Annotated in this window: 20 protein-coding genes and 1 pseudogene; 3 read left to right on the plus strand and 18 right to left on the minus strand. The window is 35.3% G+C overall.

The annotated features are described in order from the left end of the window. From A3O17_RS05775 to A3O17_RS05790, 4 genes are all read right to left on the minus strand, one after another. On the minus strand, positions 1-3,110 hold a 3,110-nt coding region (locus A3O17_RS05775; RefSeq protein ID WP_064572386.1), incomplete at its 3' end, for a SpaA isopeptide-forming pilin-related protein. Positions 3,111-3,361: 251 nt separating this feature from the next. After that, a complete protein-coding gene (locus A3O17_RS05780) occupies positions 3,362-4,357 on the minus strand; it encodes a glycosyltransferase family 2 protein (protein WP_064212738.1) in 996 nt (331 codons plus the stop codon). An 18-nt stretch (positions 4,358-4,375) separates the two neighbouring features. After that, a complete protein-coding gene (locus A3O17_RS05785; RefSeq protein WP_155728900.1) occupies positions 4,376-5,011 on the minus strand; it encodes a sugar transferase in 636 nt (211 codons plus the stop codon). Between the two features lie 24 nt (positions 5,012-5,035). Continuing rightward, entirely contained in the window at positions 5,036-5,824 is a 789-nt protein-coding gene (locus tag A3O17_RS05790; protein WP_064212736.1) for a DUF4422 domain-containing protein, read from the minus strand. Positions 5,825-6,031: 207 nt separating this feature from the next. On the opposite strand from A3O17_RS05790, the gene A3O17_RS05795 reads away from it, so the two are divergent. Genes A3O17_RS05795 through A3O17_RS05805 form a run of 3 tightly spaced genes read left to right on the plus strand, consistent with a single transcriptional unit; the run spans position 6,032 to position 9,282 of the window. Then, entirely contained in the window at positions 6,032-7,066 is a 1,035-nt protein-coding gene (locus A3O17_RS05795) for a sugar transferase (protein WP_064212735.1), read from the plus strand. Positions 7,067-7,071: 5 nt separating this feature from the next. Then, complete coding sequence (locus A3O17_RS05800) at positions 7,072-8,109, plus strand: sugar transferase (RefSeq protein WP_064212734.1); 1,038 nt, start codon at positions 7,072-7,074, stop codon at positions 8,107-8,109. Beyond that, entirely contained in the window at positions 8,110-9,282 is a 1,173-nt protein-coding gene (locus A3O17_RS05805) for a hypothetical protein (RefSeq protein WP_064212733.1), read from the plus strand. It abuts the gene before it with no gap. A 169-nt stretch (positions 9,283-9,451) separates the two neighbouring features. Here A3O17_RS05805 and A3O17_RS05810 read toward each other — a convergent pair whose 3' ends face one another. The 14 genes and pseudogenes from A3O17_RS05810 to A3O17_RS05875 all read right to left on the minus strand — a co-directional run bounded on the left by A3O17_RS05810 (position 9,452) and on the right by A3O17_RS05875 (position 23,846). Beyond that, positions 9,452-10,453: an LCP family protein gene (locus tag A3O17_RS05810; RefSeq protein ID WP_064212732.1), complete on the minus strand. Its 1,002-nt coding sequence runs from the start codon at positions 10,451-10,453 to the stop codon at positions 9,452-9,454. A gap of 63 nt (positions 10,454-10,516) precedes the next feature. Further along, on the minus strand, positions 10,517-12,070 hold the full coding sequence (locus tag A3O17_RS05815; protein ID WP_064212731.1) for a hypothetical protein: 1,554 nt from the start codon (positions 12,068-12,070) through the stop codon (positions 10,517-10,519). 24 nt (positions 12,071-12,094) lie between these two features. Then, complete coding sequence (gene tagD / locus A3O17_RS05820; protein WP_064212730.1) at positions 12,095-12,496, minus strand: glycerol-3-phosphate cytidylyltransferase; 402 nt, start codon at positions 12,494-12,496, stop codon at positions 12,095-12,097. Positions 12,497-12,552: 56 nt separating this feature from the next. Further along, on the minus strand, positions 12,553-14,070 hold the full coding sequence (locus A3O17_RS05825; RefSeq protein WP_318529080.1) for a BCCT family transporter: 1,518 nt from the start codon (positions 14,068-14,070) through the stop codon (positions 12,553-12,555). Then, positions 14,060-14,797 (minus strand): sugar phosphate nucleotidyltransferase, encoded by a 738-nt coding sequence (locus A3O17_RS05830; RefSeq protein WP_064212729.1) that lies wholly within the window; start codon positions 14,795-14,797, stop codon positions 14,060-14,062. The genes A3O17_RS05825 and A3O17_RS05830 overlap by 11 nt, the downstream gene beginning before the upstream one ends. A 4-nt stretch (positions 14,798-14,801) precedes the next feature. Then, positions 14,802-16,343, minus strand: a complete 1,542-nt coding sequence (locus tag A3O17_RS05835) for a phosphotransferase (protein WP_064572387.1) — start codon at positions 16,341-16,343, stop codon at positions 14,802-14,804. Between the two features lie 21 nt (positions 16,344-16,364). Then, positions 16,365-17,312 carry a glycosyltransferase family 2 protein gene (locus A3O17_RS05840; RefSeq protein WP_064212727.1) on the minus strand — a complete coding sequence of 316 codons (948 nt, stop codon included), beginning with the start codon at positions 17,310-17,312 and terminating at the stop codon, positions 16,365-16,367. A gap of 11 nt (positions 17,313-17,323) precedes the next feature. Next, positions 17,324-18,253 (minus strand): glycosyltransferase, encoded by a 930-nt coding sequence (locus tag A3O17_RS05845; protein WP_064212726.1) that lies wholly within the window; start codon positions 18,251-18,253, stop codon positions 17,324-17,326. A 12-nt stretch (positions 18,254-18,265) separates the two neighbouring features. Continuing rightward, positions 18,266-19,078, minus strand: coding sequence for a LicD family protein (locus A3O17_RS05850; RefSeq protein ID WP_064212725.1), 813 nt, complete (start codon positions 19,076-19,078; stop codon positions 18,266-18,268). After that, positions 19,075-20,130 (minus strand): glycosyltransferase family 4 protein, encoded by a 1,056-nt coding sequence (locus A3O17_RS05855; protein WP_064212724.1) that lies wholly within the window; start codon positions 20,128-20,130, stop codon positions 19,075-19,077. The genes A3O17_RS05850 and A3O17_RS05855 overlap by 4 nt, the downstream gene beginning before the upstream one ends. Positions 20,131-20,145: 15 nt before the next feature. Next, complete coding sequence (locus A3O17_RS05860) at positions 20,146-21,081, minus strand: glycosyltransferase (protein WP_064212723.1); 936 nt, start codon at positions 21,079-21,081, stop codon at positions 20,146-20,148. 21 nt (positions 21,082-21,102) lie between these two features. Continuing rightward, on the minus strand, positions 21,103-22,341 hold the full coding sequence (locus A3O17_RS05865) for an EpsG family protein (RefSeq protein ID WP_064212722.1): 1,239 nt from the start codon (positions 22,339-22,341) through the stop codon (positions 21,103-21,105). Positions 22,342-22,354: 13 nt separating this feature from the next. Next, positions 22,355-23,170: a glycosyltransferase gene (locus A3O17_RS05870; protein ID WP_064212721.1), complete on the minus strand. Its 816-nt coding sequence runs from the start codon at positions 23,168-23,170 to the stop codon at positions 22,355-22,357. After that, positions 23,170-23,846, minus strand: a pseudogene (locus A3O17_RS05875) (sugar transferase). The gene A3O17_RS05870 and the pseudogene A3O17_RS05875 overlap by 1 nt, the downstream one beginning before the upstream one ends. Positions 23,847-23,889: the final 43 nt, after the last annotated feature.

The raw sequence follows: 23,889 nt of genomic DNA on the forward strand, positions 1-23,889 counted from the left end.
TTACTGCTTGATTCAACTGAAGATTCTTTGCTTGAAGCCTTGCTTGATGACTTGATTATTGAACTCTTCTTGCTTGAAACTTCACTTGAGCTCTTTACTGAACTCTTGATTGAGCTTGACTTCTTGCTTGATGAACTCTTGATGCTTGAGCTCTTCTTGCTGCTTGAGATCTTACTTGAGCTTGATTTCTTACTTGATGAACTCTTTACGCTTGAGCTCTTCTTACTACTGCTTGAAATCTTGCTTGAGCTCGATTTCTTGCTTGATGAGCTCTTTACAGGACGAACCCCACCACGGTGGCTCTTAGCTGTTGTTGACTTCATTGATGATGAACTTGCAACTTCTTTACTGCTTGATTCAACTGATGATGCTTTGCTTGAAGCCTTCATTGATGAAGCCTTACTTGATGACTTGATCATTGAACTCTTCTTGCTTGAAACTTCACTTGAACTCTTGATTGAGCTTGACTTCTTGCTTGATGAGCTCTTCTTGCTGCTTGATGAAACCTTGCTTGAGCTTGACTTCTTACTTGATGAACTCTTGATGCTTGAGCTCTTCTTGCTACTGCTTAAAATCTTGCTTGAGCTTGATTTCTTGCTTGATGAAATCTTAATACTTGAACTCTTCTTACTGCTTGATGAAACCTTACTTGAGCTTGATTTCTTACTTGATGAACTCTTAATGCTTGAGCTCTTCTTACTACTGCTTGAAACCTTGCTTGAGCTTGACTTCTTACTTGATGAACTCTTGATGCTTGAGCTCTTCTTGCTACTGCTTAAAATCTTGCTTGAACTTGACTTCTTGCTTGATGAACTCTTAATACTTGAGCTCTTCTTACTACTGCTTGAAACCTTGCTTGAGCTTGATTTCTTGCTTGATGAAATCTTAATACTTGAACTCTTCTTGCTACTGCTTGAAATCTTACTTGAGCTTGACTTCTTACTTGATGAACTCTTGATACTTGAGCTCTTCTTACTGCTTGAAATCTTGCTTGAGCTTGACTTCTTTGATGATGAACTCTTAATGCTTGAGCTCTTCTTGCTACCGCTTGAAACCTTACTTGAACTTGACTTCTTGCTTGATGAACTCTTGATGCTTGAGCTCTTCTTACTGCTTGAAATCTTGCTTAAACTTGATTTCTTGCTTGATGAACTCTTAATGCTTGAACTCTTAATTGAGCTTGACTTCTTACTTGAACTCTTTACAGGACGGTTGCCACCACGGTGACTCTTAGCCGTTGCTGATCTCTTTGATGATGAGTTGCTTGAAGCCTTTACGCTTGAAATCCTGCTTGAGCTTGACTTCTTACTTGATGAACTCTTTACACTTGAGCTCTTCTTGCTGCTGCTTGAAATCTTACTTGAGCTTGACTTCTTTGACGATGAACTCTTAATGCTTGAGCTCTTCTTGCTGCTGCTTGAAATCTTGCTTGAACTTGATTCCTTACTTGATGAACTCTTCACACTTGAGCTCTTCTTGCTACTTGAAGAGATTTTGCCTGAGCTTAACTTCTTGCTTGATGAACTCTTAATGCCTGAGCTCTTCTTGCTACTGCTTGAAATCTTGCTTGAGCTTGACTTCTTGCTTGATGAACTCTTAATGCTTGAGCTCTTCTTGCTGCTGCTTGAAATCTTGCTTGAACTTGACTTCTTGCTTGATAAACTCTTAATACTTGAACTCTTCTTACTGCTGCTTGAAACCTTGCTTGAACTTGATGAACTCTCGATGCTTGAGCTCTTCTTACTGCTACTTGAAATCTTGCTTGAGCTTGACTTCTTTGATGATGAGCTCTTGATACTTGAGCTCTTCTTACTACTTGATGAGCTCTTTGAGCTTGAACTTGAACTACTGCTTGAAACTGCTGGCTTATCTGCAACAACCGGTGTTGCTGTGTGGTTATTGCTGCTACTGATTACAACTTGAATTGGAGTTGAACTTAATTGATAACCTGCAGGAGCCTTAGTTTCAACTAAGTAGTATTGACCGTCTGGTAAGTCATCAACTGTAACCTTACCATCTTGACCAGTTACTAAGTTTGTCTTAATAACTTGGTGATTTGCATTTTCTAATTCAAAGACAGCCCCTGGTAAAACTTTTGTCTTATCAACTGAGTCAACCTTTGTAACTTCGATCTTACCGGCGTAACTTTGAACGGTACCACCAGTTCCCCAGTTTACAGTTGCTGAGTCAGTTGAACGTGACCACTTAACATTTGGTGTTGTCGTTGTAACCGTTGCTTTATTGCTCCAGAGGTTACCACCGTTAACATTAATGTTGGTAATCGTTGTTTCATATTCAATTTCAACTGGCGTGTCAATGTTACCTAAATTAAAGGTAATCGTATTGCCGCTGACTGATGTTGTTCCTGAGACCGTTCCAGTTCTTGTACTTTCTTGACCTTCATGGTATTGAACTGAATGGAACGTTGCTGAACCACTATCATATGTTTGACCGTCGCCAATCGTATCAGTTACCTTAACGTTCTTCAAAGATTTACCTTGAGGATTAATAACGATATCCCAATAAATCTTAGTTGGAACGCCATTCTTTTCGGCGCCTTGATCAAGCCAACCGGCCTTATTGATTCCCCAAGTAAGGTTGCTATTTGTTGATCCGCCGCCAGTAGCTGAACCGCTTGCTGTACTTGCAGATGATTTAACCTTCTTAACGGCTGTTACGGACAGTGTTCCGTGCTTACCATATTGACCGGCAAGTTTACCGTTAAAGGTGATCGTTCCAGTTGATGAACCCTTGGTAAACTTAACGGTTCCAACAACCTCACCCTTCGAGTTTTTAACAACCCCGGTCGTATCCTGGTTAACAACCATTCCATCAGGTAACGTTACCGTTGCAGTATCACCATTGGCAACGTTCGTGTTATCTGGAATTGACCAGTTATAGTTAACGTTGTACCCTGTCCAACCATCATCTGGCAGAGTGGCAGGATCAACCACTTGTCCCTGGCTATTTGTAACCGTTGCGTCACTGCCGCTTAATCCCTTGATCGTTGTAATTTCGTTCGCGTGGATTGCAGCACCAACCGCAATAAAGACCGCAACGATTGCTGACGCAATGACGATCAGCAGGTTGCGTTTCTTACCCTTTTTCATAACGAAAATCTCCTCACACCCTTTGTAACTCATTGCTTACTCTTAAAAAAGACATAACCTAATGAATTCGATGCTATTGTATAATTTAAAAATTTTGAAATGGTAAAGAGATATTAAGGAAGTCTTACGAAGTTTATAAATTATCTTTAATTTTCAAAACAAAGTATTAATAATCGATGTAATCATAATTTATAGTTAATGATTTCCAACAGAAAATAAAAAAGAGCTGTTTTTCACAACTCTCTTCACTATTAATCTTCAACTTGTTTTTCATTTTGCTTAGCCCGCACAATGAACAAAATCGATGATAACCGGTAGGCGTGCATCTTAAGCAAAATCACCGGTAACATTCGCAATCCATGGCATTCACTCAACTTAATTCCGGATAAAGCTTCTTTAAAAATCGGTTTATTTAAAAGTTGCTTTAACTGTTTAATTTTCAAACTGTACTTAACCGGATTGGCTGACGCAAATGTTTCATGAACCATGATAATGTTAAAGTGCATCATTACATATGTATTAAATGCTTTTTGAATTTCAGCCGGACAACCTTCCAAATTCCGTTCAGATTCCTCTAAAGCTGTAAGGTAATCTTCTGACTTCCGGTCAAAAGTCGTCATTACCGACTCGGTATCCTTTGAATAATGATAACCAACCGGTAATGAAAACTTGATCGTTTCACACTTCATCAAATATTGCAACATGAAATTGCCATCTTCAGCGACCCGCAGATTAGTATTGAATCTCAGATTATATTTCTTGATCAAATCATACTTAAAAATCTTTCCCCAAGCTGTTAAATATTGAGTTGGATTTTCCATCATCATCGTTTTAGCATGCATGGATTCATTGGCATCATAATATTTCGCCCGCACAACCTTTTGTTCTTCACCAGATTCAAACCCGAAAACGTTCAAATCTGCTGTTTGTTCATCGTTCAACACGATCTTAAGCGGTGAAAGAACGTAGTCATCCGCATCGACAAACATGATGTAGTCGCCTGTCGCCTGTGCCAAGCCAGTATTGCGGGCAACCGAAACGCCTAAGTTTTGCTGACTGATTGCTTTGACCCGCTCATCTTGGGCAGCATAATCCGTCATAATGGCAAGCGAATCGTCCGTTGAACCATCATCCACTAATATTATTTCCAAATTTTGATAATCTAAATTAATAATCGAATCCAGACAACGTTTTAAATACTTCTCGTCGTTATACACTGGAATGATTATACTCAGTTTTTCTTCCATACTAATCCTCAACGTTCTTTAAAAAGCACCGTCGGCTTTAAAAATTGCAACGATATTCTTAAAAAAGACCTTAATGTCAAACCACAATGATGCATGGTCAACATAATATAACTCAAGGTCGCACCGTTCTGGATACATAATATTACTTCTGCCGGAAGCTTGCCAGTATCCCATTGCCCCAGGCTTAACTGAAAGAAACTTATCTACCCGATCGCCGTATTCTTTTAATTCATCTTCAACAATTGGCCGTGGTCCGATCAATGACATATCGCCCTTTAAAATATTGAAAAATTGCGGTAATTCGTCAATTGATGATTTCCGCAAGAAACGACCAAATTTGGTAATGCGCGGGTCTTCATCCGGCGGAAGTTTATACCCATTTTCAACGTATTTTTGATAAAGTTGCGGGTCTTCTTCCAACCGCTTTTCCGCACCAACGATCATCGACCGGTATTTGTACATGTAAAATATCTTATGGTCTTTTCCAACACGTTTTTGTTTGTAAAATACCGGGCCTTTATTGTCGCCAAACCGATCAATAATGAAAATTACTAAGGTCACTGGTATTAAAAAAATTAAAGCAATTACTGAAATCACAATATCCAGTAATCTCTTTACAAACAAATAGGCCTTATTTTGTTTTTTGACTGACAAAAAAGCCACCTCACAAACTAAAAACTACTTCTCATCCTTATTAGGATTTCCTTTGATCTTCCGCATTAAGAATGACGTGATCTTCTTGACCCAATGTTGCTTGCCCATAAACATCACTGGGACTTCCGTATAGTTAATTTCATTTTTTTCAACCCAAACATCCATCAGCAATTCACTGATAAAACCGTAAATCCGCCGTTCATATGGCGTATATCCGGTAATGTCTGTTCGTTTTTCAACTTCGAAAAGCACATCCATTAACCAATCAGTGTATTCATCAAAAATCGCTGACTTAGCAATGAACATGTTAAACATATGGGCTGACGTCCGTTGAACACACTTGTCAAAGTACGGAACATAATCCGGATACTTTTCTTCCAACACTTTCCGGGTCGTCTCCATATCCTTGATGTGGTGAATATGTTCATAGTGCGACCACGAAGTTTCAATGTAGTAATTTCGCTTTCTTGGCAAAATCATATCATATTTGCCCATCAATTTGGTCAACTGTTTTTCATTCATTACATGGTTATATTTTTGATCAACAGTTGCAAAAAAGTGACTTCCACCGTCAGAAAAAAGCCGGCGGTAATGAACAAGTCCTTTAACGTCTGCTTGACGGTTATGAGCAGCCCAGTATTGAGCCGTTAATTCTGAGTAATTCTGATTTCGATCAGCAATGTTATCTCCCGTATTGTCCCGTAAATATCCCTTAAAGTTTTCCTTTGCTGGTCCAACTTGAAGCGGATAATAAATCTTTCCTTCAGGCATCCGGGTCTGTTTATGACTAACGACATAAATCTCAGATTTCATTAAAGGTCCTACTTTCTTATAGAATAGCCACTATCCGAGTATTATATTATATTTTTCCAGCAAAATAAAGTTAATCTTAGATTAATTATTTGTAATATCACCGAAATAGACTGTAACATCCGTTCCTTTTACCGTTGCTCCATCACATTGTTGTGACGTATAATTACCTTATCTATGTAAAATTCTTTTCGAATCAAGGAGCAAATAATGAATAATTATCTTGTAAATATTGATGACCCGGTTCTTAACGGGGGCCAAAAGGCTAAGAACGACATTACGCGGTTCTTAACCGAAGATGGATTCAAGGAACTTAATATCCCGATCGTGATCCATCCAGAAGATAAAAGTCTTGGAGCCCAAATTCGGAAATTTAAGGATGGCTTGATTACCATTCCGAAGGCCATTAAAAAAATCAAAGATGCAGATAACATCGTCTTTCAATATCCGATTTATTCAACATTTATTATGAATAAATTGATTCCGGCAATCAAAAAGAACACGCATGCCAATTTGATCATTGTGATCCACGATGTTGAAAGTATCCGGCTGTTCCAAGATGGCGGCTACCAACAGGATGAAATGAACATTTTGAATGCCGCTGATTTGATCATTTCGCATAATCAATTTATGACAGATTGGTTAAATCAGCAGCATGTCGATGCTAAAATCGTAAACTTAAACCTGTTTGATTACTACAACCCACAACAATTGAATCCGAATAATTCATTTGATAAGAGCGTTGTTTTCGCCGGCAATTTGGCCAAATCTGAATTTTTACCAAAATTTAATCCAGATTTCCCATTGACCCTTTTCGGACCGAATCCGGCTGAACAATACCAACCAAACGTCAACTATCAAGGAAGCCTTGATCCTGACGAATTGCCAGCTCATCTGACCCAAAACTTCGGCTTAGTTTGGGATGGAACAAGCACGACAACGTGTGACGGAACTTACGGTCACTACCTTAAATACAATAATCCGCACAAAACATCATTGTATTTAAGCTCTGGTCTTCCGGTAATTATTTGGAAGGAAGCCGCACTGGCACAGTTTATTACTGAAAATAATGTCGGATTCGCCGTCGCAAGTCTTGATGAGATCAATGACCGGCTGAATCAAATGACCGCTGAAGATTATCAGACAATGAAACAAAATACCCTTGCCGTTGCTGAAAAATTACGTTCAGGATACTTCATTAAAACGGCAATGCACACAGCGCTTAAAGAACTGAAGGAGAATTAATCAAAATGAAAAACTACATTATTAATGACCTCGACGACAACACGATGAATGGTGGTCGCAAAGCCCGGAATGATGTTTTTACATTTGCGAAACAGGATGGATTTAAGGAAATCCTTTTACCATTTATCATTCATCCGCAAGATCGCAGCTTTAAAGCTAAACTGCAAAAGCTTAAATACAGTAAGATCACCATCCCTAAGCTGCTGAAGAATGCCAACGACGCAGACGTGATCGTCTTTCAATATCCAATGTACTCAACCTTTTTAATGAACCACTTAATTGAGGACATTAAAAAGTACACCCATGCTAAGTTGGTTTACGTCATCCACGATATTGAAGGAATTCGGATGTTCGATGATACTGATAATTACTCAGACAATGAATTACGGCTTTTGAAACAGGCTGACGGAATCATCGCCCATAACCAACCAATGACTGAATGGTTGAAGGAACATGGAATCACCGTTCCAATCGTTAACCTTGGAATTTTTGATTATCAAAATCCGCAATTGATCAATCAGGATATGGATTACAACAAATCCGTTGTCTTCGCTGGAAGCTTGGAAAAGTCAACCTTCTTAACAAAGTTAAACCTGAAGGATACCAAGTTAACACTGTACGGACCCAATCCGGCAGACCAATATCCAGACTGCATTCAATATGAAGGAAAACTTTCGCCTGAAGAATTGCCAAAGAAATTAACGCAAAACTTTGGTCTTGTATGGGACGGCGATGAACTTGATACCTGTTCTGGAACATACGGCCACTATTTACAATTCAATGCGCCGCATAAGACATCGTTGTATTTGAGCTCTGGAATCCCGGTAATCATCTGGAAGAAAGCCGCCATGGCAAAATTCATTGAAGAAAACCACGTTGGCTTGGCAATCGATAACTTAAACGACCTGGATGACGTGCTTGCCCAAATTACAGACGACGAATACAAGACGATCAAACAAAATGCCATCAACATGGCAATGCGGTTGCGTGAAGGACACTACACTAAAGCCGCATTAGATCAAATTGTTAAGCAGGTGATGTAAATGGATTCGATCTTAACAAACTATGCAACGAAGGCTAGAAAATTTAAGGAAGCTCATCCGAACGTTGCCACTGCTTTATACTTGATTGCATTATCGATTTTCATCGTCGCAAGCATGATCAAGAATAGTCAGATGTTTCCATTTTTCTCGCAAGGATTCATCTTTATTCTTGAATTAATTCCAGCATTGATGGTGACAATTAAGATCTTGTTTCTTGATGAACATAACTGGCAAGAATTAGTGATCTTCTTCTTAATGGAATTTTACCTGTACATGTCATCGTACGTTGCCGCGAGTGTTAGCGTATTTTACTTTAGTTTCTTCATTATTGGGGCTAAAGATGTCAAAGCGGAACAGATTTTAAAAGTCTTTATGTTAACGAACATCGCATTCATGATCGTGGCTGCAATTTTGGCATTGTCCGGCGTGATTTGGAACTATTCAACCACGCGGAGCTTATATTCACCAGTCTACCGGTACGCTTTAGGAATGGCATATCCGACTGATTATGCTGCTCGAGGATTAGCCTTATTACTAGCATATGCGGTTTTAAAGAAATTCCGCCTGCGCTTACCAGAATATATTTCATTCATTGCGGTCATCTTCTGGTTCTACTTGATTACTGGAACCCGGGTCGACTTACTGCTTTCACTATTACTGATGGTCTTCTTAGTTGCTTATCCAAAGGTCAAGCAGTTGTTCAAGAAAATCAGTATTAAAGCGGTCAATATTGCGATGTTGGCTTACATGTTCCTGATCTACTTAATTGGATTCTTGTTTACTTGCTTCCCAAGTAATAAGATCCTAAGCCTGATCAACAGTGCTTTATCAGGCCGGTTGTCACATGAACAAACACTCTTCCAGCACTTCCCAATCAGCTTCACCGGGCGGTACATTTACCAGCCTGGTGGGGGCGGTGGATTCTTCATCGACGCATCATTCTTCCGAATCTTGTGGATGTATGGGATTCCAATGCTGCTGATCTCGATCGTTTTATTCTTTATGTTGAATAACCGCTTCTTAAAGAACATGAATTACCTTCCAATTGAATTGGCATTCATCATCATCTTTATCAGCGCCGGAATCGATCAGCATTACTTAGACGCATCGTTCAACTTCATTCCATTGTTGTTATTCGCTGATCTGGGAATGTTTAATCAAAAACAGAATTGAAATAAAGTAAAACCTCGCCTTGAAATCCGGGCGAGGTTTTTGATTGCAATCAAATCTAAAAATATCTAAAAGGAAATTAAGGCTCTTCCATTTAAATAATCAGAATAAAAAAACGACCCCGCTATATAGCGAAGTCGCCTAAAGCCATTTATATGAATATATAACTAACTTACTCAGTCTGAATCGTTGATGGTTTCAATCCTAATGACTTCCGAATAATATCAGAAATGTGTTGCCGTTCTTGAACAGAAACAACTTGGAAGTCAATGCCATCAAGAGTCTGATTTGATCCTTGAGCGTATGTGCTCTCAACATTCTTTGACGCTCCACGATATGAAAATGCAAGTTTCTTCATATCACTTAACGTTAAGTCAGTTCTAACTTGAGCAGAAATTGAATCAAGGAAGTCCTTATTCAATACGGTTGATGGTGAAATCGACTTCTTCATCAACGCGGTAATTACTAACCGTTGACGTTCTTGCCGACCATAATCACCCATTGGATCTTGGTGACGCATCCGGGCGAAATTCAACGCAGTCTTCCCATTCATATGTTCTGCTTGACCCTTCGTGAAGCTTGAACCGCCATAACTAAAGGTCAATGGTGATGTTACGGTTACCCCACCAACGTCATTAATGGCCTTTTCAAGGCCACCCATATTGATCAAAATATAGTAATCAATTGGAATATTAAAGTGGTTTTCAACCGTCTTGATGGCTTCCTTTACACCACCATATGTATAAGCCGAGTTAATTTTGGCTGGTGAGTATTGCGGGAAGTCAGGGAAATTAACTTCCATATCCCGTGGGATACTTACCAACGTTGTTTTATCCTTTTTCGGGTTTAAGGTCATGACCATCATCGTATCTGTCCGACCTTTATAGCTACGACCTAAAGCCCCTGTATCAGTCCCAAGAATTAAAATTGAAACGGGCTTCTTTTGAGCAAGCAAGGAAGAATTATTTCGTGAATCGCTTGCTCCTGATCCTTGATACATTTTATTAGTTGTACTCTTTAAATTATGAAAAGCTGTCGCAGCAAAGACACCGGTTAAAATAATCAAAACTGCTAAAATCCCTAAAATCACATTTCTTACAATGTGTTTTCTCTTTTTCGGTTTTGGAGCTTGACGGTGACTTTGTACCCGTGACAAGTTATCATCATTATTCATACGCTTAACCTCTTTTAATAATTATCTGTTGTATATTATATACAAAAAAATCAACATTAAATATTAAGATTTATTTCTCCTGGTTTTCAGGATAACACTCACTGCTAAACACAATACTAAATATATTGGTCCTAAGAAAGCCAATAAATATCGCGGGTGAGATTCCCAAAACAGTAATAGAAACATGTTTCCAAAAAGTGCAATGATCCAAGGTTGCTTGTTCATTATGTTTACCTTATTGAAAATAATCTTAATAAATCCGCACATCATTAAGAAGAAAAATGACAACTGAATTATATATGTAGTATATAGATATGCTTTTCTATATTTGCCATATAATACCTTGCCTAATAAACTATGTTTTAGTTGTGGATGTGCTAAATATTCTGAAGAAAAGAAATCATCAAAACTATACGTTCCATTCCCGTATGTTGCTCCGATTTTTCTATATATTATATATAAGTATCTACTTGGACGGTGACTAATTCCCTTAAGAAATTCCGACATTTCTACTTTTGAAACTTCTTTTTTAGTATGATACTTATCATACAATTTAAATGTATGATTAAAATACTGACTATCGTAACCTCCGTTTTTGGAAACGTCATTAAATGACATATTCACCCAGTTAATTGCTGGAAGTCCAATTTGACTTTTAGGGATTGGAGAAGTGCTTACCATAAAACTCTTCGTTCCCCCTAGAAGCAATGCTACAGGTATTAAGATAGCAACTGTTAATTTCACACTCTTTTTTAAACTTCTAGTTAATACATAATGGATTACTATCGCAAGCGTTGCAATTAAAACATTAAATTTTAATAATGCTCCTACAAAACTACCCATAATAATTAGTAGCAACCAAAATATCTTCTTATCTCGATCATTTATTATTAAAAAGTGATCATAACTATTTAAAATTATCATTATTGCAAGCATTGCTGGAATATCTGTATACACATAGTATACAGTCTGAAATACTGGTATATTAATCAGCATTAAAAATGTTAATCCTGTCCCAATGTACTTAGGAAAATGTCGATCAACCATTTTAAACACCAGCATAAAAGCTAGAAGTAGCATTATTGTATTTAAATACGTTCCCAAAGCAATCATGTGTGTTACTGATAAATTCCAACCAAACATTGAAAATAACTTATACACAAGTGCTTGAATGTAGATTAATGGAACCATATTAGAGCATTGACGTAATGCATAATGCAGTCCAAAATTTGAGACATTATGCCAATTCATCGTTTGCGACAATTCTTTTGAAATCATCACGCAGTTTCTGCCATCAGATAGCTGATTAGTCATCTGAACAAAATATGTTACTAGAAAAGAAATAGCTATTATTAGCACTGCATTTATAATTTGTAATTTTTGATTTTTCTTTTCATCTATTTTTTTTAAAAATTTAAATGTTAAAATTAAGAAGCAGGAAAAAAACAATACCGGTAAAATTACCAATGGAATTGCAATAACCGCATTTAAAGATTGCAATTTAGTATGAAAACTTATAAACCAAACGCTACATACTAAAACAATCACTGATGCCATTAAGAACATATAGTTAAACGAGTTTAATATCCTACTTTGTGTCCTATTCTTCTTTCCCATAATGCTTCTCCTACAATACTAGTATTATTTTCCACCATTCAAATCATCTAAAATTTTCGTTATACTTATCCGAGGAGTCCGCGGTAAGTAATGTACCTTTGCATCCGTTGTATCTTCCAAATAGTCAAATTTACTTTGCCAATCATCGCCAATTACAAAATCATCGATTTGATACAGTTTGATATCGTGTTCCTTTTGTTCCCAATTATTTTCTGGGATAACTAAATCAACATATCGGATTGCTTCCAACAGTTGTTTTCTTTTTTCATAATCAAAATAACATTTTTTATCTTTCTTTTGCATGTTAAATTCATCAGTCGAAAGACCAACAACTAAATAATCGCCGTATTCTTTAGCGCGCTTTAAAAGACTAATATGACCATAGTGTAATAAATCAAACGTCCCATATGTAATTACTCTTCGCATCTTTTTACCTCTTTTCCCAAAGTTACCTTCAAAGAGTATCCTATCAAAAATTTATTTTACATAAGATTGCGTCTAATTATTAATTCTTTATAGAAACTTAACAGTATCAAAATCATAACCAGTCCGATTGGAAAAGCAGCAATTATTGAAACTGACTGAATATCATACACTGAATTTCCAGTCAAAACTAATGTAATTGGTAAAACAATAAACATAATTGCCCAAAATACCCTTACTCTTTTATCAGGCTCCTGATCAAGCATTAGTTCTTTATATGAATAAGTTGAAATAACCATTGTCAACGAATCAAAAACCGTTGAATATAATCCAATCATTGTTAAAGCAAGTAAAATCAATCCTAAAAATGAAAACGGCATTGTACTAAATATTTTTAAAATTGCTTCTGCATACTTTCCTGTATGATCGTATGTTGCCAGAATACCAGCATGATGGTTAAACTGCATTGATAACCCATAGTTGCTTAAGATAATAAAAGATAAATAAGTTCCGCTTAATCCCCAACCGTAACCTCCAAGGATCAAGCTCCGAATCGTCTTTCCTGCACTTATTGATCCTATAAAGAATGGAGTAGCAACACACCATACCATCCAGTATGACCAGAAATATATTGTCCAATTTTGAGCAAACACATTGGGGTGAATAGGATTATTTGTAAGTGACATTTGTGGAAAATGAGAAACCATGTATCCTAACGATTGCATTCCGTGTTGAATTATGTACTTCCCTTGTCCTCCAAAAAAGAAAAAGTATCCTAACAAGGTAAAAAACAAAATTGAACATAAGGTTGCCAATTTTGAGATTCCATTCATTCCTCTAACAACAATTGACGTATAAATTACGACTACTAAAATCATAATGATAACTGTCAGTAATTTAGTATTTGGAACATGCAAAATCTTACTAGCGGCCAATGTAATTAATGGCATTGACATTGAAAAGGTTGTTGCTGTACCCGCAATTAAAGCGAAAATTGCTAACAAGTCAATAATCTTTCCCAAAATTCCATCGACACGTTTTCCTAATATGGGACGACATGCTTCCGAAAACTTTTGCTTCTGACGCTTTCCGACATACAACATATATCCAAAAGCAACTGCAAGCATTATATAAAATCCCCATGCTAGTGGTCCCCAATGAAATAAAGAATACGCTAGTCCAATCTTCCGAACACCGCCATTTGTTTGAATAAAAGGTTCTTTCGAATACATCATCCATTCACAAAGAGAATAAAAGATCACATCAGCTGACATCGTTGAAGTAAAAACCATCAGTCCCCACTTAATATTTGAGTATCGCGGCTTTTCACGATTTCCTAACCTAATATTTCCATACTTTGAAAATGCTAAGAATATCGTACTGACAAAGAAAATCAATGCAATAAATATGTAAAAAAAGCCTAAATGATTGCTCAAAAATCCTCGGATTGCAACCAATGTTTCTTTTGATCCAATCGGAAATAATCCAAATAACACACAAATAAATAGCAGGACTGCAATTGGAATAATGATCATTTTAATGTCTAATTTTGAAATTAAATCTTTTTTACTTTTCAAAATTATTATCCTTCTCTTTCAAGTACTGTAAATATGTATTATCAACTTCACTCAATTCATTGATATTATCGATTTCACGAATATCACTATACTTTATTGGATAAATTCCTAAATCGAAATCTTCAAAATGCCGAAACATCACGACATCATCCCAATATATTTCAGTATTTCCCGCATTGAAATCTTGTTCAAGATACTGCTTTAATTTTTTCCCGTCTGCTTTTGTCCATCGCGAAATACTATAAAGACGATATCCGTTACTTCCGCCATTTCGAGAACAGGATAATACTTTCCCATCTTCATTGACTTTCATTAGCCATTCGTCAGTATACTTATCCGTCCACACACAGCTATATCCAGAATTACTAATTTGATCATTTAAAATTTGACTATTTAAAATCAATTGGTCACCATCAAGGATAATTGAATTTTCAATATATTCACGCGCAACGTACAGAGAAGAAATATTATTATATGTATCAAAATATGGATTATCGATTAACTTTATTCCTGCATACTTTGTACATAAATAATTAAACTTTTCCTTTAAGTAGCCAACAACAATATAGATGTCACTAATACCGTTACTGATTAATCCTTCAATAATCGTTTCAATCATTGATTTCCCATTAACCTTAATTAGTGGTTTAGGTGTCTGATAAGTTAGCGGTCTCATTCGTGAGCCGAACCCCGCCGCCATTATTATCGCTCTTTGAACTTTCTCCATCGAATTACTCTCCCATTAATTCTTTTGCGTATTGATAATATTCCTTTGCATACCGATATTGAGCTAAAGAATACTCATCAAAATCGATTCCTAAACTATGCTTATATTCACACCAATTACTCCAAAGCAGTCCACATGTAGCGATGTAAGCATAAATCTTAACTCTTACATTTTTCCTAACTTTTCCGTCAAAATAAGTATCAATTAAACGATCCATCTTTTCTTTATCATACATCGCATAAATACCAAACATTGCCACATCGACATGCGGATCTTGCATTCCGGCATATTCCCAATCAATTAAAGTAATTTTCTGTTCATCATTTTTATCAATCAAAAAATTATCCGCATTAGCATCAATATGACATAAGGTCCATTGTTTTTCTTGTTTATCGATATATTCTTTTAAGGAAAATACATTCTCTTTGACCAAATCATAATCTGAATAAAGCGAAGTTTTTCCACGTAGTTTCTCATAAAAATTTATTTCCTTATACAAATCAAATGTATGATTTACTTTTAAACCTTCTTTGTGGAACTTCTTTAGATACTCCATACAGTTTGCAATATCATTCCAATTATCAATATCACAATTTCGCGTATTTTCCATGTACTTTGTTAATTTATAGCCACTTTTAGGATCGATAAATAATATTGGTTCGCCATAGCCTTTTTCTTCAATTACCTTATAAACCTCAGCCTCTTCTTGACGATCAATTAGTTCATCAGTTCCTTTTCCAGGAATTCGCATAATATACCTTTCATCATTACAAGAAAAAATAAACGATCGATTAGTCATTCCTTTTTTTAAGGTTCTTATATTTTTTATGTGTTCCTTAGAAGTTTTAAGACATTCTTCAATGATATCAATTGCCTGAACATGTAATTGATCATCATCTTCTTGAAATTCGACTAATTGTTCGTATGTATTAAATTCTACACCCTCTTTTGAGTCCAAATAAAACGGCGTCAACATTAATTGATCTGCTTGGTTAGTAAGTGCCTTTTCCCAGAAGAATTCATAATCGATTTTTTCAGAGCTTAACCGTTCTTTCAGCATTACCGCCGTTTTACCAGTAACGTATGCGATTCCGCCTAACGCCTTACACGTTCCTTGGTTTGAGTAATAAATAAGGCTATTATCCTTTACTTTCAAATTTCCATGGTTGTTTTTTTGTAAAAGATACCACGAAGTATTTAGCGATGAATGGTTAAAAATATTTTCCTTAAGCCAAACATCACTTGATAAAATATAGGTGTTCTTTATATAATTTTTCGCCAAATAAAGAGAATACATTGTATTTGTATTCTCATAATCTTTATTCACAATTAATTCAACATCATACTTATCAATTAGATATTCAAAACTTTCCTTCATAAAGCCAACAACAATCTTTATATCAAAAACATTCGCTTCATGAAGTTGCCTGATCATTCTCTCGATTAAAACCTCATCTTGGATTTTAATTAAAGCTTTGGGCTGCTCGACACTCAGTGGAACCATTCTCATCCCATATCCAGCGGCTAGAATAATTGCATTTTTCACCATAAACTCTCCATATACAAATTAAAGAATTATTTTCTTACATACTTTTTTCCTTATACTGTTCGGTAAATAAAGCAAAATAAATACCTTAATTTTTTCCTTTATAGATAAATCCTTTCCCTTAAAAAACAAACGCATTGATTTTCTTGAAATTGGAACATATCCCGTCGCACATGCCATTAATGCTTGGGCAATATATCCTGAAATTAATGAATTTCCATTCCTTATGCCTTTATCCTTTAACTCGGAATCAACCTTTTCACTTTCGCAAATTACATCTTTAATTCTTTTTATAATCTTATCCTTGTTCTTAGACTTTGTTATTGAACCTTCTCGATATATATAATCATATGCAACAATGGGAACATATTTTACTTTTTTCGCTTTCAACAACACTTGACTGGTATATCCTAAATCTTCAGCGGTTGACTTATCAACAAAGTATATATTATTATCACAAACAATACTGCGCTTGAATAAATAATGCCATACGCTGTAATTAAATTTTCTATTTGTCATATAATAAATTCCATTTGTTGAGCACTCTTGTTCTAAAGATAATCCTATATTATTTGAATATTTTTCTCCCCAGCTTCCATCATATTTAAAATTAAAAATAAGAACATCAAGGCTAGACTCATCTGCATTTTTATATAGTCTTTCTAATAATCTTGAATCGTTTTCAATATAGTCATCACCATCAATGTACCAAATATATTCTCCCTTTGCTCGATCTTGTCCAAAATTTCTAGCGGAGGATAACCCTCCATTTTCTTTTTTTAAATAAGAAAAACGGTCATCATTTTCTCTATTTATAAAATCTTGGATATATTTTCCGGTTTGATCTGTTGACCCATCATCAACAACTAGAAACTCAACATCTTTCATTTTTTGATTTGCTAGTGATTCTAAGCACCGAATTATATAATCCTGTACATTATACGCTGCAATGATTACACTTAATTTCATTCAAACCATCCTTAATAACCTTGTTGAGGCATATATTTTTTATTTTTTCCCATCTTTCCTTTTTGGGCGTCTTTAAAACCATCAATAAAAGCCTTTATATATGCGCGTCTTTTTCCTTTATACGAAGATTTAAGCATCGCTGCTGCTATTTGTCGTACCAATAAAAACACATTAATTGATTGTGCTGCTAATTTACTCTTAGAATACTTTTTACGTAAAACAATCTTATTTCTAAAACCATAATACGTTTTCCAAATCGGGGTCAATGTTCCCCCTACTCTTTGCGTTCCTGCATGATCGACGATAGCATTTTTTACCTGCAAAATTTTTGTTATATTACGCATACGTAACGAATACTCCGCATCATCATTCCAAATAAAGAAATTATCCACAGGATATCCAACTTTACTTACAATTTCCTTTGTGAAAACAAAACCAACAAAGGTGGCAAGATCAGCATAAATATCCTGTTTTTGCATTTTTATATTCTCAGAATCAAGACTATTCCAATTTATTATTTTCTTTCCTTGAATAGAAATTTTATCAACATTAGAATCATAAGCAACGCCTTGGAAAGCCTTTACCGACGGATTCTCCTTGGCCGCATCTGATATTTTCTCAAAGTAATCTTTTCTATAGAAAGCATCATCATCTGAAACTGCAATGTAATCCGTTTCATATTTACTTGCGTACTTAACACCCTTTGAAAAGCCACCTGATCCGCCAATATTTTCCGGCAAATAATGATAATCGATTAACCCATTTTCAATTTCATCCTGATAATTTTTTCTTACCAAGTCTTGAGTTCCATCATCCGAATGATTATCAACAATTACCACCTTTTGAGGCTTAATCGTTTGATCCAATACGCTTTGAATTGCTGTTATCAGTTTATCTTTTCGATTAAATGTAACTATTACTGGAATATAACTAAAACTCATATAAACTCCTTATTAAACAATCAATCCTGTAACTTCATGCTTGTTGATTCTTTCTTCTTTTGGAGGTAATTTCATATAATCACCGTACAAGTTAGTCAAAATTTCATCATAATGCTTTGAAACCTTGAACTTATATCCTTCAAATTCTGCATCATAGGTTTCCTCTAAGAAGCTACTGTCATACACATTATTTTTCAAATTAAAGCTTGCAAAAGAACGGTTCCGTGTGAATCCTTGATTGTTATATTTCTTAATGATTTTTTCAGTTGCATTGAACATTTTTTCAGTACTTACACCCTTAAAAAGAACTCGAATAGTTTTAGCAACCTTCTTTTCAAATCCATGGCGATAATCAATATTGATGTACTTTGACATGAATAAAAGTCTTAATAACTCAAAATCAAAAATTTGTTTATTCTGCCTTGCATCATCTGGAACCGCATCTAAAGGAAAAATATCTAAAAAGATTCCGTTATTTTTTATTCCCGTATGGTCCAATGCTTTTTCACCAAAAAATGTACCATTCACCCGTAACTTATCGTACGTATATTTATAGTTAGGATCAGTCTCATGTGATTGATAAAAGAAATCATTTCCCCATTCTTCTTTAGGAATTGATCTTAATTTTTCAAAATCTTCTCTAAGCATGCATACATCCGTATCATCATCCCACGGGATAAATCCTTTATGACGAATTGCGCCAAGCAATGTTCCACCATCTAAAGTATATTGAAGATTATATTTTCGACATACCTGATCAAACTTTAGCAGTGCCTTCAACTCTACTTGATGTAATTTTTCCAATTGTTCAGTTGAGATAATCATACATGTTTCTCCTGTTTCTCGTATAAATCCACATAATTTGACATCATTACTTCAGTATCGAATTTTGATTTAGTTTCCTCAAAAATTTTAGTAGCATCAAATTCAGAATCAATAACCTTTTTTATTGCTTCATCTAAATCATCGATGTCATTATTCTTAAAAATTACTCCTTTATCAGGGTCCATAACTTCTTTATGTGGGTTAATATCAGACAATATACATGGAAGTCCATTCGACATTGCTTCCAATACTGATAATGGTAACCCCTCAGATGTTGAAGCAGAAATATAGTAGTCCGCCTTCTGATAAAATTCATTTGGCGTTTCTGTTTTCCCAAATACTGTAATATTTGCAATCGAAGCACATTGTTCCTTTATATTTTCATATTCGGCCCCATCACCCACGATCCAGAAATCATATTCTGGATGAAACTGAAAATATTTAACTAAAAATTCAACATTTTTCCGTTTGTGAATTCTTCCTAAATAAAGAAACGTTGGCTTCTGATTGCTCTTTTTTTGTCTTACTAATTTGTCTGGAAAAATTATTCCATTTTGAATAACATCAGTTTTAATTCCAATCTTATTAAAATCAGAACAAATTGACTTAGAACAAGCAACTTTATATAAGTTTTTCACTGCCGTAAGTTGTAAAACGGCCATTGCGTTTCCAAATAAAAAGCCTTTTGATTTTACATAATCATCAAATGGATAATTATGAAGAGTGGTAATATGGAAAATTTTTTCCTTTTCTTTTTTTTCTAGATAGCTATTAATATAATCTGGTACTAGCCCATGTGAATGAACTACGTCAAACTTTTCTTTTTCAATGAAATCTAGAATATCTTTCTTTTGTGTTTTTAAATCAAAAAAATGCTTAACTCTTACACCTAATTTCTCAAAATCTTTTTGACGAGATTTCTGAGAGTCATCAGGTTTTAATGTAACGATTGTAGGAATAACGTTAAATTTTCTATATTCAGTTAACATGTTATAAACAACATTAACTGGTCCACAATTAGTCGTAGTCGTTATGATATAACATACTTTCATTTGGAAACCCCACTCTTAATACTTACCCTTATTTGCTGGATCAATACTTTTTCCAAGTCTATTACCCATTCCATCATTAAACGCCTTCGTAAAGATTTTTAAAGCTTTGCCCCTGCGGCCCTTAAATTCTGAATTTTTTAAATAAACTGAAGCATACTTTCTTAGGAGCATATAGAACGGGTATGTGTCTGAAATGATTTTATTTTTTCCATACTTCTTTATTGTGTAAATTTCATTTCTAAACCCATAATATTTTTTCCAAAGTGGAACCTGAGCAGCTTTAACATCAGAGTTTAAATTAATATGTGCATTAACCACTACATGGTATTTGTAACCCAGTTGATGCATCCTTACTGCGTACTCTGAATCATCGAACCAAATAAAGAAATCTTTATTTGGCAGGCCAATTTGTTCAACAAGTTTTGAGCGAAATACCGGTCCAACAAATGACCAATTATCAACGTAAAAATCTCCATTAAGATACTCATCCTTTGTCGCCCATTGAAACTTTAAGGTATTATCACTTAATAAATGTTTGGCAGTTCCTGCTGTCTCAGCCGTCATTTCCCCATGATCATACATTGCGCCGCAAAAGGCCATATCTTTGGGATTATTTTCCGCTGCTTTAATAATTTTTTCAAAATAATCTTCATCATACGAAGCATCATCATCTGAAATTCCAATTAAATCAGTATGCTCATTCAATGCTTCTTTCATTCCATAGTAGAAGCCGCCTGATCCACCTAAATTTTCATCCAATCGCAAATATTTTACTTGCTCTGCATGACTCTGTAAAATATCTTCAATGTATTCATGTGTTCCATCTGTAGAGGCGTTATCCACTACAATAATTTTTTGAGCTTGAACCGTCTGATTAAATTGACGTAACAACGCTTCTCGAACAGACGCCTTTCGATTAAAAGTAACAATAACCGATGCATAAGTTAACATTTTAACTCTCCTAATCTACTTTTAATTTCCCCACCAGAAGTAAGTCGGTGCATTCTTTAATAATTCACTAATATAGAAGAAAACGTTGGCAAACATGGCCTTAGATAAAGGAATTGAGAATTGCATTCCTTTGAATTTTAAGTATGCCGCATAGATTTTGACCAAAATACTAAACGAAATGAGAATCATTGGCAAAACTCTATTTTTATTGTTTAAATTATTAAAGTTTTCAATTAATGTAATTATTGCAAGCATTGATATAATCAAACTATACCGCTCTGTTATTTGGATCGAAGTTAACAAGAAAGCATAGCATAGCGATTCTAATACTGTTAATGCCGTAAATTTATTCTTTAACTTTTCATTTCCATTCATAGCAAAATACAGTGCAACAACTACTAGAATCCACGTACCAATTAAATTAGCTATAAACACTACCCAGTCTGAAAAATCAGAAGGTTTAGCAATAACAGTATAACTTTGTAACATTCCAACTAATTTAAAAATTATATTACTTGAACCACCTGACACATTCAATACTAATGATGACACAAGAATTAACACAAAAAATGGAATTGGAATGATTAAGCTACTGATTTTTACTCGTTTTAATAATGCAATATAAATTGCAATTAAAACAGCTAAAATTATTCCAGTATGGAAGAAAACCGGAATTAAATAAAGCCAAAGATACCTTGCTTTTTTTAATTTGAAGAAATATAGATATGAAACTAAAACAAATAACGCACATGCCATAACCCATCTGATATACGTTAAAATGTAAAAGAAATAGAATGTAGACACTCCACCGATAGCAAGCCATAATGAAAATACATTTGATACTTTCCCGTGTTCTTTTAAATCAAAGATTGGATATAAAACACATGTATAGCAAACAATCGTATCAATGTATGGCAAAAAATAAAAATGATGAGTTTTCGCAATTTCAAATTCAAGTATGTTAAATAATGGATTATTTTGATATTGCAAAATTGGATCTGTTTTTGCATACTCAAAAAACTGGTGTAAATTTTGTAAGTATTGAACTGATTGCATCGTTTGGAAATAACGATACAAATCATTTCTAACAAACGGAACAAAGAGAATTGAAAGAATTCCTAGTGTAAAAACTGATACAACTAAGCAAACTCTAGCTGCCCGTTTATTTAAAAGAAAAGCTCCTCCAAAAGAAACAATTCCTCCAATAACTGGCAAACATATCACCATTAAAATAAATAAAAATGATATTAATACTACCATATACTACTCTCCACTATTTTCTTAACAACTTATAGTAAACAAAATATCTTAACTTATCAGGAATTAAGCTTGTTGCCGCAATTCCAACCGTCGTTATCAAAAAGTCCTTTGAATTATAAAAACCGCTTTGTTTGAATGCTTTCCGAGCTTCAAAATTATTCTTAATATAACTTAATCCGCCCCGCCGGCTCATCATATCATGGCCTGCTCGAACATACACAAACACATCTTCGCTATTTCCTAGCTTATAACCGGCTTGAATTGCACGCACCCATAACTCGTAATCTTCAAAGCCATTGATTCCATGATAATTTCCAATCTCAAGGATTTTACTTCGACGGAACATTACGGTCATGTGATTCATCGGATTGCGCCGGTGAGCAAATTCCTTAATGTGATATAAATCAGTTGGAACTTCCCGCTTTGCAATGATCTCTTTGGTTTCTGTTTCAAATTCTTCAATTTGTCCGCCATAGATATCGTAGTTATCTTTGACCATTGCTTTTAATTGCTTTTCTAACCGGTCCGTCGCTGCGACATCATCCGAATCCATTCGCGCAATGTATTCATACTTTGCATGTTGAACCCCATATGCAAGGGCATATGCCAAGCCGTGGTTTTCTTTAAATTCATATACACTAAAAAGTGTTGGATAATCTTTTAAATAATTATTCAACACATGATTTAATTCCGATGTTAATGGACCATCTTTAATAATTACAATTTCATTTGGATCTAATGTCTGTTTTAAAAGACTATCAATTGATTTTTTCAAATATTCAGGATTTTCTTTCCGGTAAACTGACATTAAAACTGAAATTTTTTCCATTATCTTGCTCCATCACCTGTCAAAACAACGCGAATTGTTTCGAGAATAATCTTTAAGTCTTCCTTTAAACTGATATTATCCATGTAATACTTGTCTAACTTGTATTTTTCTTCAGGGGTAACATCATATCCTCCGTGGACTTGGGCGTAACCGCTCAATCCAGGAAGGACCCGTAACCGTTGTTCGAAGTCCTTAACTTCTTTACTGAACTTTTCGGTTAATTCAGGCCTTCTGGGCGCGGGCCGATCATACTCATATCACCCTTGATAACGTTCCATAATTGCGGAAGTTCATCGATTCGCGTTTTCCGGATAAACTTTCCGACCTTTGTCACCCGTGAATCGTTCTTTGATGCCCAAACAGCCCCGCTATTCTTTTCAGCGTCCGTATACATTGAACGCAACTTGGTTACCTTAAACCGCTTGCCCATTAATCCAACGCGTTCTTGACTGTAAAACATGCTTCCGGGAGTTTCTAACTTAACTAAAATTCCGAAAAGCAACACAACCGGACTGGTAGCAACCATTAATCCGCTGGCTGACAAAATGTCGAACAACCGCTTAACCGGTAAATAATCGCTCTTAATTGGTTCTTTAAGTTTATCTTCGTATGAATAGTTGGTTGCAACTTTCTTGGTTGCTTCAACCTTTTTCTTCTTTAATGCTTGGCGTTCAATTGGACGAACCCGGCTCGCACGCCGAACCCGTGAAATTCCCTTT

This window comes from Ligilactobacillus aviarius (assembly GCF_001654615.1).
GTDB lineage: Bacteria > Bacillota > Bacilli > Lactobacillales > Lactobacillaceae > Ligilactobacillus > Ligilactobacillus aviarius_B.

Excerpts from the sequence above, each read along its gene's own strand:
- A3O17_RS05780 (WP_064212738.1), bottom strand. The coding sequence starts at position 4,357 with ATGGAAGAAAAACTGAGTATAATCATTCCAGTGTATAACGACGAGAAG.
- A3O17_RS05790 (WP_064212736.1), bottom strand. The coding sequence starts at position 5,824 with ATGAAATCTGAGATTTATGTCGTTAGTCATAAACAGACCCGGATGCCT.
- A3O17_RS05795 (WP_064212735.1), top strand. The coding sequence starts at position 6,032 with ATGAATAATTATCTTGTAAATATTGATGACCCGGTTCTTAACGGGGGC.
- A3O17_RS05800 (WP_064212734.1), top strand. The coding sequence starts at position 7,072 with ATGAAAAACTACATTATTAATGACCTCGACGACAACACGATGAATGGT.
- A3O17_RS05805 (WP_064212733.1), top strand. The coding sequence starts at position 8,110 with ATGGATTCGATCTTAACAAACTATGCAACGAAGGCTAGAAAATTTAAG.
- A3O17_RS05810 (WP_064212732.1), bottom strand. The coding sequence starts at position 10,453 with ATGAATAATGATGATAACTTGTCACGGGTACAAAGTCACCGTCAAGCT.
- A3O17_RS05815 (WP_064212731.1), bottom strand. The coding sequence starts at position 12,070 with ATGGGAAAGAAGAATAGGACACAAAGTAGGATATTAAACTCGTTTAAC.
- tagD (WP_064212730.1), bottom strand. The coding sequence starts at position 12,496 with ATGCGAAGAGTAATTACATATGGGACGTTTGATTTATTACACTATGGT.
- A3O17_RS05830 (WP_064212729.1), bottom strand. The coding sequence starts at position 14,797 with ATGGAGAAAGTTCAAAGAGCGATAATAATGGCGGCGGGGTTCGGCTCA.
- A3O17_RS05840 (WP_064212727.1), bottom strand. The coding sequence starts at position 17,312 with ATGAAATTAAGTGTAATCATTGCAGCGTATAATGTACAGGATTATATA.
- A3O17_RS05845 (WP_064212726.1), bottom strand. The coding sequence starts at position 18,253 with ATGAGTTTTAGTTATATTCCAGTAATAGTTACATTTAATCGAAAAGAT.
- A3O17_RS05850 (WP_064212725.1), bottom strand. The coding sequence starts at position 19,078 with ATGATTATCTCAACTGAACAATTGGAAAAATTACATCAAGTAGAGTTG.
- A3O17_RS05855 (WP_064212724.1), bottom strand. The coding sequence starts at position 20,130 with ATGAAAGTATGTTATATCATAACGACTACGACTAATTGTGGACCAGTT.
- A3O17_RS05860 (WP_064212723.1), bottom strand. The coding sequence starts at position 21,081 with ATGTTAACTTATGCATCGGTTATTGTTACTTTTAATCGAAAGGCGTCT.
- A3O17_RS05865 (WP_064212722.1), bottom strand. The coding sequence starts at position 22,341 with ATGGTAGTATTAATATCATTTTTATTTATTTTAATGGTGATATGTTTG.
- A3O17_RS05870 (WP_064212721.1), bottom strand. The coding sequence starts at position 23,170 with ATGGAAAAAATTTCAGTTTTAATGTCAGTTTACCGGAAAGAAAATCCT.